General features: G+C 49.9%; 14 protein-coding genes. 13 read left to right on the forward strand and 1 reads right to left on the reverse strand.

Annotation, left to right across the window (positions count from 1 at the left end):
• The first annotated feature begins 144 nt into the window (after positions 1-144).
• The 9 genes from atpI to FDW92_RS20235 are packed head-to-tail and all read left to right on the forward strand — an operon-like array spanning position 145 to position 7,029.
• Positions 145-525, forward strand: coding sequence for a F0F1 ATP synthase subunit I (gene atpI / locus FDW92_RS20195; RefSeq protein ID WP_042311402.1), 381 nt, complete (start codon positions 145-147; stop codon positions 523-525).
• A gap of 7 nt (positions 526-532) precedes the next feature.
• Positions 533-1,348 (forward strand): F0F1 ATP synthase subunit A, encoded by an 816-nt coding sequence (atpB, locus tag FDW92_RS20200; RefSeq protein WP_042311404.1) that lies wholly within the window; start codon positions 533-535, stop codon positions 1,346-1,348.
• A 46-nt stretch (positions 1,349-1,394) separates the two neighbouring features.
• Complete coding sequence (atpE, locus tag FDW92_RS20205; RefSeq protein ID WP_003023794.1) at positions 1,395-1,634, forward strand: F0F1 ATP synthase subunit C; 240 nt, start codon at positions 1,395-1,397, stop codon at positions 1,632-1,634.
• Positions 1,635-1,693: 59 nt separating this feature from the next.
• Positions 1,694-2,164 carry a F0F1 ATP synthase subunit B gene (atpF, locus tag FDW92_RS20210; protein ID WP_003023796.1) on the forward strand — a complete coding sequence of 157 codons (471 nt, stop codon included), beginning with the start codon at positions 1,694-1,696 and terminating at the stop codon, positions 2,162-2,164.
• A gap of 14 nt (positions 2,165-2,178) precedes the next feature.
• Positions 2,179-2,712, forward strand: coding sequence for a F0F1 ATP synthase subunit delta (gene atpH, locus FDW92_RS20215; protein WP_006687767.1), 534 nt, complete (start codon positions 2,179-2,181; stop codon positions 2,710-2,712).
• Positions 2,713-2,724: 12 nt separating this feature from the next.
• Entirely contained in the window at positions 2,725-4,266 is a 1,542-nt protein-coding gene (atpA, locus tag FDW92_RS20220; RefSeq protein WP_003827026.1) for a F0F1 ATP synthase subunit alpha, read from the forward strand.
• A gap of 50 nt (positions 4,267-4,316) precedes the next feature.
• The gene (atpG, locus tag FDW92_RS20225) at positions 4,317-5,180 is read left to right on the forward strand and encodes a F0F1 ATP synthase subunit gamma (protein WP_006687765.1); all 864 of its coding nucleotides are present in this window, start codon (positions 4,317-4,319) and stop codon (positions 5,178-5,180) included.
• A 26-nt stretch (positions 5,181-5,206) separates the two neighbouring features.
• The gene (atpD, locus tag FDW92_RS20230; RefSeq protein ID WP_006687764.1) at positions 5,207-6,589 is read left to right on the forward strand and encodes a F0F1 ATP synthase subunit beta; all 1,383 of its coding nucleotides are present in this window, start codon (positions 5,207-5,209) and stop codon (positions 6,587-6,589) included.
• Between the two features lie 20 nt (positions 6,590-6,609).
• Positions 6,610-7,029 carry a F0F1 ATP synthase subunit epsilon gene (locus FDW92_RS20235; protein ID WP_003023809.1) on the forward strand — a complete coding sequence of 140 codons (420 nt, stop codon included), beginning with the start codon at positions 6,610-6,612 and terminating at the stop codon, positions 7,027-7,029.
• 168 nt (positions 7,030-7,197) lie between these two features.
• On the opposite strand, the gene FDW92_RS23085 is transcribed toward FDW92_RS20235, so the two are convergent.
• Entirely contained in the window at positions 7,198-7,341 is a 144-nt protein-coding gene (locus FDW92_RS23085) for a hypothetical protein (protein ID WP_156107323.1), read from the reverse strand.
• Between the two features lie 341 nt (positions 7,342-7,682).
• Here FDW92_RS23085 and glmU point away from each other — a divergent pair, with 341 nt between their 5' ends.
• The 4 genes from glmU to FDW92_RS20255 all read left to right on the forward strand — a co-directional run bounded on the left by glmU (position 7,683) and on the right by FDW92_RS20255 (position 13,067).
• Positions 7,683-9,053: a bifunctional UDP-N-acetylglucosamine diphosphorylase/glucosamine-1-phosphate N-acetyltransferase GlmU gene (gene glmU, locus FDW92_RS20240; protein ID WP_042311407.1), complete on the forward strand. Its 1,371-nt coding sequence runs from the start codon at positions 7,683-7,685 to the stop codon at positions 9,051-9,053.
• A 348-nt stretch (positions 9,054-9,401) separates the two neighbouring features.
• Complete coding sequence (gene glmS, locus FDW92_RS20245; RefSeq protein WP_042311409.1) at positions 9,402-11,231, forward strand: glutamine--fructose-6-phosphate transaminase (isomerizing); 1,830 nt, start codon at positions 9,402-9,404, stop codon at positions 11,229-11,231.
• Positions 11,232-11,695: 464 nt separating this feature from the next.
• Positions 11,696-12,271, forward strand: coding sequence for a chaperone-usher fimbrial major subunit (locus tag FDW92_RS20250; RefSeq protein ID WP_042311410.1), 576 nt, complete (start codon positions 11,696-11,698; stop codon positions 12,269-12,271).
• Positions 12,272-12,380: 109 nt separating this feature from the next.
• Positions 12,381-13,067: a fimbrial chaperone gene (locus FDW92_RS20255; protein WP_077949306.1), complete on the forward strand. Its 687-nt coding sequence runs from the start codon at positions 12,381-12,383 to the stop codon at positions 13,065-13,067.
• Positions 13,068-13,087 lie beyond the last annotated feature (20 nt).

A 13,087-nucleotide genomic window follows, 5' to 3' on the forward strand; every position in this document is an offset into this window, starting at 1 on the left:
TTATTCACTTTTTAGCTACTTATTGTTTGAAATCACGAAGGCGCACCGTATAATTTGACCGCTTTTTGATGCTTGACTCTAAGCCATAAAGAACGTTTTATACGACACGCGGCATACCTCGAAGGGAGCAGGAGTAAACACGTGATGTCTATGTCGCTCTTGAGTCGAAACGTTGCTCGTAAGCTTTTGCTCACACAGCTTCTGGCGGTAATAGCAAGTGGATTGCTGTTTAGCCTCAAAGACCCCTTCTGGGGCATCTCCGCACTGTGCGGAGGATTGGCAGTGTTACTGCCCAACGTGTTGTTTATGATATTCGCCTGGCGTCACCAGGTGCATACACCAGCGAAAGGTCGGGTAGCCTGGACATTCGCTTTCGGCGAAGCCTTCAAGGTGTTAGCGATGCTGGTGTTGCTGGTGGTGGCGTTGGCTGTTTTGAAAGCGGTATTCGTGCCGCTGATCGTTACGTGGGTTTTGGTGCTGGTGGTTCAGATACTGGCGCCGGCTGTAATTAACAACAAAGGGTAAAGGCATCATGGCTTCAGAAAATATGACGCCGCAGGATTACATAGGACACCATCTGAATAACCTTCAGTTGGACCTACGTACATTCTCGCTGGTGGATCCGCACAACCCCCCAGCCACCTTCTGGACGCTCAATATTGACTCCATTTTCTTCTCGGTGGTTCTGGGTCTGTTGTTCCTGTTAATGTTCCGTAGTGTTGCCAAAAAGGCGACCAGTGGCGTACCAGGTAAATTTCAGACTGCGATTGAGCTGATAATCGGCTTTGTGCATGGTAGCGTGAAAGACATGTACCATGGCAAAAGCAAGCTGATTGCTCCGCTGGCCCTGACGATTTTCGTCTGGGTATTCCTGATGAACTTTATGGATTTGCTGCCTATCGACCTGCTGCCGTACATCGGTGAGCATATCTTTGGCCTGCCGGCTCTGCGTGTGGTTCCGTCCGCTGACGTGAACATCACCCTGTCGATGGCGCTGGGCGTATTTATCCTTATTCTGTTCTACAGCATCAAAATGAAAGGCATCGGTGGCTTCGCGAAAGAGTTGACGCTGCAGCCGTTCAATCACTGGGCGTTCATCCCTATCAACTTAATCCTTGAAGGGGTAAGCCTGCTGTCCAAACCAATCTCTCTTGGTCTGCGACTGTTCGGTAACATGTACGCTGGTGAGCTGATTTTCATTCTGATTGCTGGTCTGTTGCCGTGGTGGTCACAGTGGATTCTGAATGTGCCGTGGGCCATTTTCCACATACTGATTATCACGCTGCAAGCCTTCATATTTATGGTTCTGACGATTGTCTATCTGTCGATGGCATCTGAAGAGCATTAATTTACCAACACTACTACGTTTTAACTGAAACAAACTGGAGACTGTCATGGAAAACCTGAATATGGATCTGCTGTACATTGCTGCCGCTGTGATGATGGGTCTGGCGGCAATCGGTGCTGCGATCGGTATCGGCATCCTCGGGGGTAAATTCCTGGAAGGCGCAGCGCGTCAACCGGATCTGATTCCTCTGCTGCGTACTCAGTTCTTTATCGTTATGGGTCTGGTGGATGCAATCCCAATGATCGCTGTAGGTCTGGGTCTGTACGTGATGTTTGCTGTCGCGTAGTAAGCGTTGCTTGAATTAAGAGCAATATCAGAACGTTAACTAGATAGAGGCATTGTGCTGTGAATCTTAACGCAACAATCCTCGGCCAGGCCATCGCGTTTGTCCTGTTCGTTCTGTTCTGCATGAAGTATGTATGGCCGCCGTTAATGGCTGCCATCGAAAAACGTCAAAAAGAAATTGCTGACGGCCTTGCTTCTGCAGAACGAGCACATAAGGATCTTGACCTTGCAAAGGCCAGCGCGACCGACCAGCTGAAAAAAGCGAAGGCGGAAGCTCAGGTAATCATCGAGCAGGCGAACAAACGCCGTGCTCAGATCCTGGACGAAGCTAAAACTGAAGCAGAGCAGGAACGTACTAAAATCGTGGCACAGGCGCAGGCGGAAATTGAAGCCGAGCGTAAACGTGCTCGCGAAGAGCTGCGTAAGCAAGTTGCTATCCTGGCTGTTGCTGGCGCCGAGAAGATCATCGAACGTTCCGTGGATGAAGCTGCTAATAGCGACATCGTGGACAAACTTGTCGCTGAACTGTAAGGAGGGAGGGGCTGATGTCTGAATTTATTACGGTAGCTCGCCCCTACGCCAAAGCAGCTTTTGACTTTGCCGTTGAGCACCAAAGCGTTGACCGTTGGCAGGATATGCTGACTTTCGCCGCTGAGGTGACGAAAAACGAACAAATGGCAGAGCTTCTCTCTGGCGCGTTGGCGCCAGAAACGCTCGCTGAGTCGTTTATCGCCGTGTGCGGTGAGCAGCTGGACGAAAGCGGCCAAAACCTGATTAGGGTAATGGCTGAAAATAACCGTCTGAATGCGCTCCCGGATGTTCTTGAGCAGTTTATTCATCTGCGTGCAGCCAGTGAGGCTATCTCTGAGGTAGAAGTCACTTCTGCCAATGCACTGAGTGATGAACAGCTTACGAAGATTAGTGCAGCGATGGAAAAACGTCTGTCACGCAAAGTTAAGCTGAATTGCAAAATCGATAAGTCTGTAATGGCAGGCGTAATCATCCGAGCGGGTGATATGGTCATTGATGGCAGCGTACGCGGCCGTCTTGAGCGCCTTGCAGACGTCTTGCAGTCTTAAGGGGACTGGAGCATGCAACTGAATTCCACCGAAATCAGCGAACTGATCAAGCAGCGCATTGCTCAGTTCAGTGTTGTGAGCGAAGCTCACAACGAAGGTACTATTGTTTCTGTAAGTGACGGTGTTATCCGCATTCACGGCCTGGCCGATTGTATGCAGGGTGAGATGATTTCCCTGCCGGGTAACCGTTACGCTATCGCACTGAACCTGGAGCGCGACTCTGTAGGTGCTGTTGTGATGGGTCCATACGCTGACCTCGCCGAAGGCATGAAGGTTAAGTGTACGGGTCGTATTCTGGAAGTTCCGGTTGGCCGTGGCCTGCTGGGTCGTGTGGTGAACACTCTGGGTTCCCCGATTGACGGTAAAGGTCCGGTTGATAACGATGGCTTCTCGCCAATCGAAGTTATCGCACCGGGCGTAATCGAACGTCAGTCCGTCGACCAGCCAGTGCAGACTGGTTATAAATCTGTTGATGCCATGATCCCAATCGGTCGTGGCCAGCGTGAGCTGATCATCGGTGACCGTCAGACAGGTAAAACCGCGATGGCAATCGATGCCATCATCAACCAGCGTGATTCCGGCATCAAATGTGTGTACGTGGCTATCGGCCAGAAAGCGTCCACCATTTCTAACGTAGTTCGTAAACTGGAAGAACACGGCGCACTGTCCAACACCATCGTTGTTGTGGCGACCGCGTCTGAATCTGCTGCACTGCAATACCTGGCGCCATATGCTGGTTGCGCAATGGGCGAATACTTCCGTGACCGCGGTGAAGATGCACTGATCGTTTACGACGACCTGTCTAAACAGGCTGTTGCTTATCGTCAGGTTTCCCTGCTGCTCCGTCGTCCGCCAGGACGTGAAGCATTCCCGGGCGACGTATTTTACCTCCACTCCCGTCTGCTGGAACGCGCATCCCGCGTAAACGCGGAATACGTAGAGAAGTTCACCAACGGTGAAGTTAAAGGTAAAACCGGCTCCCTGACCGCCCTGCCGATTATCGAAACCCAGGCGGGTGACGTTTCTGCGTTCGTTCCGACCAACGTAATCTCCATTACCGATGGTCAGATCTTCCTGGAAACCAACCTGTTCAACTCCGGTATTCGTCCGGCAGTTAACCCGGGTATCTCCGTATCTCGTGTAGGTGGCGCAGCGCAGACCAAGATCATCAAGAAACTGTCCGGTGGTATTCGTACCGCGCTGGCGCAGTATCGTGAACTGGCAGCGTTTTCTCAGTTCGCTTCCGACCTGGATGAAGCTACGCGTAAGCAGCTGAGCCACGGTCAGAAAGTAACTGAACTGCTGAAGCAGAAACAGTATGCGCCAATGTCTGTTGCACAGCAGGGTGTGGTGCTGTTTGCGGCTGAACGCGGTTACCTCGAAGATGTGGAACTGGCGAAAATCGGTAGCTTCGAAGCCGCTCTGCTGGCTTACGTCGACCGTGACCACGCTCCGCTGATGCAAGAGATCAACCAGTCCGGTGGCTATAACGATGAAATCGAAGGCAAGCTGAAAGCTATCCTCGATTCCTTCAAGGCAACCCAGTCCTGGTAACGTCTGGCGGTCTGTCCTAGGGCGGACCGCAAGGCATTGAGGAGAAGCTCATGGCCGGCGCAAAAGAGATACGTAGTAAGATCGCAAGCGTCCAGAACACGCAGAAGATCACTAAAGCGATGGAGATGGTCGCCGCTTCCAAAATGCGTAAATCGCAGGATCGCATGGCGGCCAGCCGTCCTTATGCAGAGACCATGCGCAAAGTGATTGGTCACCTTGCGAACGGTAATCTGGAATATAAGCACCCTTACCTGGAAGAACGCGACGTTAAGCGCGTGGGCTACCTGGTGGTGTCGACCGACCGTGGTCTGTGCGGCGGCTTGAACATTAACCTGTTCAAAAAGCTGCTGGCGGATATGAAAACATGGTCCGATAAAGGCGTTCAGTGCGATATCGCAATGATCGGCTCTAAGGGCGTGTCTTTCTTTAATTCCGTTGGTGGTAACGTGATTGCTCAGGTAACCGGTATGGGGGACAACCCTTCCCTGTCCGAACTGATCGGTCCGGTTAAAGTGATGCTGCAGGCCTACGACGAAGGTCGTCTGGACAAACTGTACGTTGTCAGCAACAAATTTATTAACACCATGTCTCAGACGCCAACCATCACTCAACTGCTGCCTCTGCCGGCATCAGATGATGATGAATTGAAGCGTAAATCCTGGGATTACCTGTATGAGCCAGACCCGAAAGCGCTGCTGGATACCTTGCTGCGTCGTTATGTCGAGTCTCAGGTTTATCAGGGCGTGGTAGAAAACCTGGCCAGCGAGCAGGCCGCACGTATGGTGGCGATGAAAGCCGCGACCGACAATGGCGGCAGCCTGATTAAAGAGCTGCAGTTGGTATACAACAAAGCTCGTCAGGCCAGCATTACTCAGGAACTCACCGAGATCGTCGGTGGTGCATCCGCGGTATAACCAGGTTAATTCGTAGAGGATTCAAGATGGCTACTGGAAAAATTGTCCAGGTAATCGGCGCCGTGGTTGACGTCGAATTCCCTCAGGATGCCGTACCGCGCGTGTACGATGCTCTTGAGGTTATGAATGGTAAAGAGAGCCTGGTGCTGGAAGTTCAGCAGCAGCTCGGCGGCGGTATCGTACGTACCATCGCCATGGGTTCTTCCGACGGTCTGCGTCGTGGTCTGGAAGTTAAAGACCTTGAGCACCCGATCGAAGTCCCGGTAGGTAAAGCAACCCTGGGTCGTATCATGAACGTCCTGGGTCATCCGATCGACATGAAAGGCGATATCGGTGAAGAAGAGCGTTGGGCTATCCACCGCGCAGCACCTACCTATGAAGAACTGTCCAGTTCTCAGGAACTGCTGGAAACCGGCATCAAAGTTATCGACCTGATGTGTCCGTTCGCGAAGGGCGGTAAAGTTGGTCTGTTCGGTGGTGCGGGTGTAGGTAAAACCGTAAACATGATGGAGCTGATCCGTAACATCGCGATCGAACACTCCGGTTACTCAGTGTTTGCGGGCGTTGGTGAACGTACTCGTGAGGGTAACGACTTCTACCACGAAATGACCGACTCCAACGTTCTGGACAAAGTATCCCTGGTATATGGCCAGATGAACGAGCCGCCGGGAAACCGTCTGCGCGTTGCGCTGACCGGTCTGACCATGGCTGAGAAGTTCCGTGACGAAGGTCGTGACGTTCTGCTGTTCGTTGATAACATCTATCGTTACACCCTGGCCGGTACTGAAGTATCTGCACTGCTGGGTCGTATGCCATCAGCGGTAGGCTACCAGCCAACCCTGGCGGAAGAGATGGGTGTTCTGCAGGAACGTATCACCTCTACCAAAACCGGTTCTATCACCTCCGTTCAGGCGGTATACGTACCTGCGGATGACTTGACTGACCCATCTCCAGCAACCACCTTTGCGCACTTAGATGCAACCGTGGTACTGAGCCGTCAGATCGCATCCCTGGGTATCTACCCGGCCGTTGACCCGCTGGATTCCACCAGCCGTCAGCTGGATCCGCTGGTTGTTGGTCAGGAACACTACGACACCGCTCGTGGCGTACAGTCCCTGCTGCAGCGTTATCAGGAACTGAAAGACATCATCGCCATCCTGGGTATGGATGAACTGTCTGAAGAAGATAAACTGGTGGTAGCACGTGCGCGTAAGATCCAGCGCTTCCTGTCCCAGCCGTTCTTCGTTGCGGAAGTATTCACCGGTTCTCCAGGTAAATACGTTTCCCTGAAAGACACCATCCGTGGCTTTAAAGGCATCATGGAAGGCGAATACGACCACCTGCCAGAGCAGGCGTTCTACATGGTTGGTTCCATCGAAGAAGCTGTGGAAAAAGCCAAAAAACTTTAACGCCTTAATCGGAGGGTGATATGGCAATGACTTACCACCTGGACGTCGTCAGCGCAGAGCAACAAATGTTCTCTGGTCTGGTCGAAAAAATCCAGGTAACGGGTAGTGAAGGTGAACTGGGTATTTTCCCGGGTCACGCTCCGCTGCTCACCGCCATTAAGCCTGGTATGATCCGCATCGTTAAACAGTTCGGTCATGAAGAGTTTATCTATCTGTCCGGCGGCATTCTCGAAGTGCAGCCTGGCAGCGTGACCGTACTGGCTGATACCGCGATTCGCGGACAGGATCTCGATGAAGCGAGAGCCCTGGAAGCGAAGCGTAAGGCTGAAGAGCATATCAAGAGCTCTCATGGTGACGTGGATTACGCTCAGGCATCTGCGGAACTGGCCAAAGCGATCGCGAAACTGCGCGTTATCGAGTTGACCAAAAAAGCGATGTAACACCGGCTTGAAAAACACAAGGCCAGTCTGGTTTCCAGGCTGGCTTTTTTTATGGCTTTATTTCAGGAAAAATGAAAATAAAAAGCAGTTTTATTATTTCGTGATTTAGATCAAAAAAATATTGATTGGTTAAAAAATGAGGCGTAGACTCTTTTTTTGTGACGTAAATCACATAATAAAATCAGATAAAAAAGAGATACCAATATGAAATTGATCAACAAAATCATCGCCCTGTTCAGCAATATGAGTTTTTAGTCTTTCCCTGCCTGCTCTGTGGCGCGATGCGAAATGCGGTTTATCAGCTAGCGCCATTTGTTAAATTCCCCCCTGCTCTTTTCTCTCACATCGTTATTGTCGTGTTTGCCTTTTCAGCTTCCCACTGAATCGCATGCCTAAAATCATACCTTCGCTAATGTCATTCTTTATTTATGCGGCAAAAAAATAGCAAAAACATCCACCTAAGGCTTTAATAAGAGCAGACTGCTGGTTTTGGGGAGACAAAATACGTAGATATAGACGAAAATAGACAGTTATCAGATGGGGAATTTCCCCGATTGAACGTTTTATCTTCGGTCCATTTCACGATGAAAAAAATGTAGTATTTTCAATGTGAAACGGTATAAATTCGTTCTCAAATTACAGTCAGGACGTGTATGTTGAATAATGCTATGAGCGTCGTGATCCTTGCCGCAGGCAAAGGCACGCGTATGTATTCCGATCTCCCTAAAGTGCTGCATACCCTCGCAGGAAAACCGATGGTGCAGCATGTCATTGATGCCGCTAATGAATTAGGCGCGACTCACGTACATCTGGTCTACGGACACGGTGGTGATTTGCTTAAGCAGACGCTGAAAGATGGCAACCTGAACTGGGTCCTGCAGGCCGAGCAGTTGGGTACCGGTCATGCTATGCAACAGGCGGCACCATTCTTTAGTGATGACGAAGACATTTTAATGCTCTATGGCGATGTGCCGCTGATCTCCACCGAAACACTACGTCGCCTGCGTGATGCTAAACCGCAGGGGGGCATCGGCTTGTTAACGGTAAAACTGGACGACCCATCCGGTTATGGGCGTATTACCCGTGATAACGGTAAAGTCACAGGCATTGTTGAACATAAAGATGCCACTGACGAGCAGCGTCAAATCCAGGAAATCAACACCGGCATCCTGATTGCCAACGGCGCAGACCTGAAGCGTTGGCTGTCCAAACTGACCAACAACAATGTGCAGGGTGAATACTACATCACCGATATCATTGCGATGGCGTATCAGGAAGGGCGTGAAATTGCTGCGGTACATCCGGCACGAATCAGTGAAACGGAAGGGGTGAACAACCGTCTTCAGCTCTCTCGTCTAGAGCGTGTTTATCAGTCCGAGCAGGCAGAAAAACTGCTGCTGGCGGGCGTGATGCTGCGCGATCCGGCACGTTTTGATCTTCGCGGTACGCTTATTCACGGGCGCGATGTCGAAATTGATACTAACGTTATCATTGAAGGTAACGTAACTGTTGGGGATCGCGTCAAGATTGGCGCTGGCTGCATCATCAAAAACAGCGTGATTGGTGATGGTTGTGAGCTAAGTCCGTACAGCGTGGTGGAAGATGCGCATCTGGAAGCAGCATGCACCATCGGTCCTTTCGCGCGTCTGCGCCCTGGTGCAGAGCTGCAGGAAGGCGCACACGTGGGTAACTTCGTCGAAATGAAAAAAGCGCGTCTGGGTAAAGGCTCTAAAGCAGGTCACCTGACCTATCTGGGCGATGCGGAAATTGGCGATAACGTGAACATCGGCGCGGGTACGATCACCTGCAATTACGATGGCGCGAATAAATTTAAAACCATTATTGGCGATGATGTGTTTGTCGGTTCCGATACTCAGCTGGTGGCACCTGTCACCGTGGGTAAAGGCGCCACCATCGCGGCGGGGACGACCGTAACGCGCGATGTTGCCGATAACGAACTGGTATTAAGCCGTGTGCCTCAGGTTCATAAACAAGGCTGGCAGCGCCCGGTGAAGAAAAAGTAATTCAGTTTTTGCCGGATGGTGGCCTGCGTGCGGTGACGTTCTGTAGGCCTGATAAGCGTGAGCGCCATCAGGCAGACAAGAGACGAGGGGATAACATAATCCTCCGCTCAACAAGCAGTACCATAAAAATAACCCCACTCTCTACAAGGCTCGGGGCGCCCGGAATACGGGTATTACCCAAAGTATTTCGCGCTGTAGCAAGGCGGCAAGCTTGGGAATCTACGGGAGCTTACTAAAGTAAGTGACCTTAGTGAGCAAGCGTAGCCAACGTAGCTACGGAGTGAAAGACGAAGGGGAAACAGGTCAGCGACAACGACAGGCTAATGCCTAAATTCGGAATCAAAAAATATGTGTGGAATTGTTGGCGCTATCGCGCAGCGTGATGTAGCTGAAATCCTTCTCGAAGGTTTACGTCGTCTGGAATATCGTGGTTATGACTCTGCTGGTCTGGCCGTTGTCGATGCTGAAGGCAATATGACTCGCCTGCGTCGTCTGGGTAAAGTGCAGATGCTGACTGCAGCGGCGGAAGAACATCCGCTGCATGGCGGTACCGGTATCGCTCATACCCGTTGGGCGACCCACGGAGAACCTTCAGAAGCGAACGCGCATCCCCATGTTTCTGAACACATTGTCGTGGTGCATAACGGCATCATTGAAAACCATGAACCGCTGCGTGAACTGCTGAAAACGCGTGGTTACACCTTTGTTTCTGAAACCGACACCGAAGTGATTGCTCACCTGGTGCACTGGGAGCTGGAACAGGGTGGTACGCTGCGTGAAGCCGTACTGCGTACTATTCCGCAACTGCGTGGTGCCTACGGCACGGTGATCATGGATACCCGTAACCCGGAAACGCTGCTGGCTGCTCGTTCTGGTAGCCCGCTGGTGATTGGGCTGGGTATGGGTGAGAACTTTATCGCTTCCGATCAGCTGGCGCTGCTGCCGGTAACCCGTCGCTTTATCTTCCTGGAAGAGGGCGACATCGCGGAAGTGACCCGTCGTTCGGTCTCTATTTTCGACAAGTCTGGCGCGGAAGTGAAACGTCAGGATATCGAATCTAATCTGCAATACGATGCGGGCGAAAAAGGTATTTATCGCCACTATATGCAGAAAGAGATCTACGAACAGCCGAACGCGATTAAAAATACGCTGACCGGGCGCATAAGCCACGGTGAAGTGGATTTAAGCGAGCTGGGCTCGCGTGCCAACGAGCTGCTGTCTCAGGTTGAGCATATCCAGATTATCGCCTGTGGTACGTCATACAACTCCGGTATGGTGTCCCGTTACTGGTTTGAATCGCTGGCGGGTATTCCTTGTGATGTCGAAATCGCCTCCGAATTCCGCTATCGCAAATCTGCCGTGCGTCGTAACAGCCTGATGATCACCCTTTCCCAGTCTGGTGAAACGGCGGATACCCTGGCGGGTCTGCGTTTGTCTAAAGAGCTGGGCTATCTGGGCTCGCTGGCAATCTGTAACGTACCGGGATCTTCTCTGGTGCGCGAATCCGACCTGGCGATGATGACCAATGCCGGTACCGAAATCGGTGTGGCCTCCACGAAAGCCTTTACCACTCAGTTGACCGTTCTGCTGATGCTGGTGGCGAAACTGTCTCGTCTGAAAGGCCTGGATGCGTCTATTGAGCAGGAGATCTTTCATGGTCTGCAGGCGCTGCCGAGCCGTATTGAGCAGATGCTCTCCCAGGACAAACGCATTGCCGCTCTGGCGGAAGGTTTCTCTGACAAGCACCATGCGCTGTTCCTGGGCCGTGGCGATCAGTATCCGATTGCGCTGGAAGGCGCGCTGAAGCTGAAAGAGATCTCTTATATTCACGCTGAAGCTTATGCTGCGGGCGAACTGAAGCATGGTCCCCTGGCGCTGATCGATGCCGATATGCCGGTTATCGTGGTCGCACCGAACAACGAACTGCTGGAAAAACTGAAATCCAACATTGAAGAAGTTCGTGCCCGTGGCGGTCAGCTGTACGTCTTTGCCGATCAGGATGCTGGCTTTACCAGTAGCGAAAACATGCACATCATCGAGATGCCGCATGTGGAAGAGGTAATTGCGCCGATCTTCTACACCGTTCCACTGCAACTGCTGGCGTATCACGTGGCGCTGATTAAAGGTACCGACGTGGACCAGCCGCGTAACCTGGCGAAGTCGGTTACCGTAGAGTAATTGTTCACCAACAAAAGCTGCTGAGAAATCAGCAGCTTTTTTTATATCTGTCTGTCATATTTCTTTGTCTCCCCTGTCATTTTTTGTTACAAACATCCTGTTTTTTATATTTATTTGCCTAGATAACTTTATACTTAATTGCGTTTATCTGGTGAATGTATTTTATTTGTTAAAGTGCGCAAGAAATAATCATTTTTAGGTTGTTGCAGAATAATGATATTGATGAATTCTTAATTTTATAGACTGATGTATTTAAAATAGCCATTTTTGTATATCATGAAAAATAATATTTAATAAATGATGTATTGTTTATATTTATTTATTGATTTATAACAGCCCGGATTGATAATAAATTTATTGTAATCCTTATTCTTAAGTGTAATCTTCGCCGCCGTAAGGATGGTGTGTTTTATTATTGAAATATAAGTAAAGCACAGGGATATAATATTATTAATGGGGTTATAATGAAACTTAATTTAATTGCAGGTGCGCTGGTTCTGTCTTCCACAGTATTTGCTGGTAATGTTCTTGCATCTGACGGTACCGTTCACTTCCTTGGCGAAGTAGTTGACAGCACCTGTCAGGTCACGCCACAAACCGCTGATCAAAACGTTAATTTAGGCAAAGTTAACAAAACGGCATTTGCTGGCGTGGGAAGTACCGCTGCACCTACCGAATTCCATATCGATCTGACCGGGTGCCCGGCCACGTATACCAAGGCTGCCGTTCGTTTTGATGGTAATGAAGCTTCTGACGGTAATGGCGACCTGGCTATCGGTAACCCAGCTAATGGCTCTACCCCTGGTGATTACACAGGTACTGGCGCAGCCATCGCGGCATCTGGCGTAGCGATCCGTATTTACAACCGCGCGGATAACTCTCAGGTTAAACTGTACAACGATTCTGCATACAGCACGATTGATACCACAGCGGGTACGGCTTCCATGAAGTTTATCGCTCGTTATATTGCCACTAACGCAACCGTCACAGCGGGTACTGCTAACGCAGATTCTCAGTTTACGGTTGAATATCAAAAATAAGATTCGTTCTTTTTAATCGTCTTTTATTAATTTATTGACGCCTGTCATTATGAACAACTGTGGTTGTATAAATGTCTGGCGTCTTTTTTATCCAGGGATGAGTATGTTTATGTTTGCTCGTGGAATAAAAATATTTATTCTGGCACTCCTGTGCCTTAATCTTCCCTCTGCTTTGGCAGGTATTGTTGTCGGTGGAACTCGCGTCATCTTTCATGGCAGCGAGCCTGACTCTACTATTTCTATTTACAATAAAGAAGTTGATTTGCCTTATCTAATACAAGTATGGGTTGATCCTTTCAGTAAGGATGATAAGAGCAAACCACCTTTTACCGTAATTCCGCCTGTTTCTCGTCTTGAGCCGAGTCAGGAAAAAGTGCTGCGCATTATTAAAACAGCAGGTGAGTTGCCAAAGGATCGTGAATCTGTTTTTTGGTTTAACGTGAAAAACATTCCGCCATCCAGTAAAAATAAAGATAGCAGTACGCTTGAGATCGCAATTAAAACGCGTATCAAGTTATTCTGGCGCCCGGCCTCTATTACGCTTATCCCTGAAAAAGCGGTAGCTAAAGTCAAATGGTATCGGCAGGGAAGTAAACTGGTTGTAGAAAATAATAGTCCTATTCATATGAATATCATGGATGTCTCTGTAGATGGTAAAGATATTCCATTGAATATGATAAAGCCTTTTGAAAAATTAACGCTGGATTTACCTGCTGGTGTTGCGGGTCACTCTTTAGTCTGGCGTTTTATTAATGATTATGGCGCGATTAGTAGCCCTGTTAAGCAAGCGCTTTAGTTTTGCGATAAGGATATCTT

Origin of the sequence: Citrobacter sp. wls706 (assembly GCF_005281305.1) — a bacterium.
Classification (GTDB): Bacteria; Pseudomonadota; Gammaproteobacteria; order Enterobacterales; family Enterobacteriaceae; genus Citrobacter; species Citrobacter werkmanii.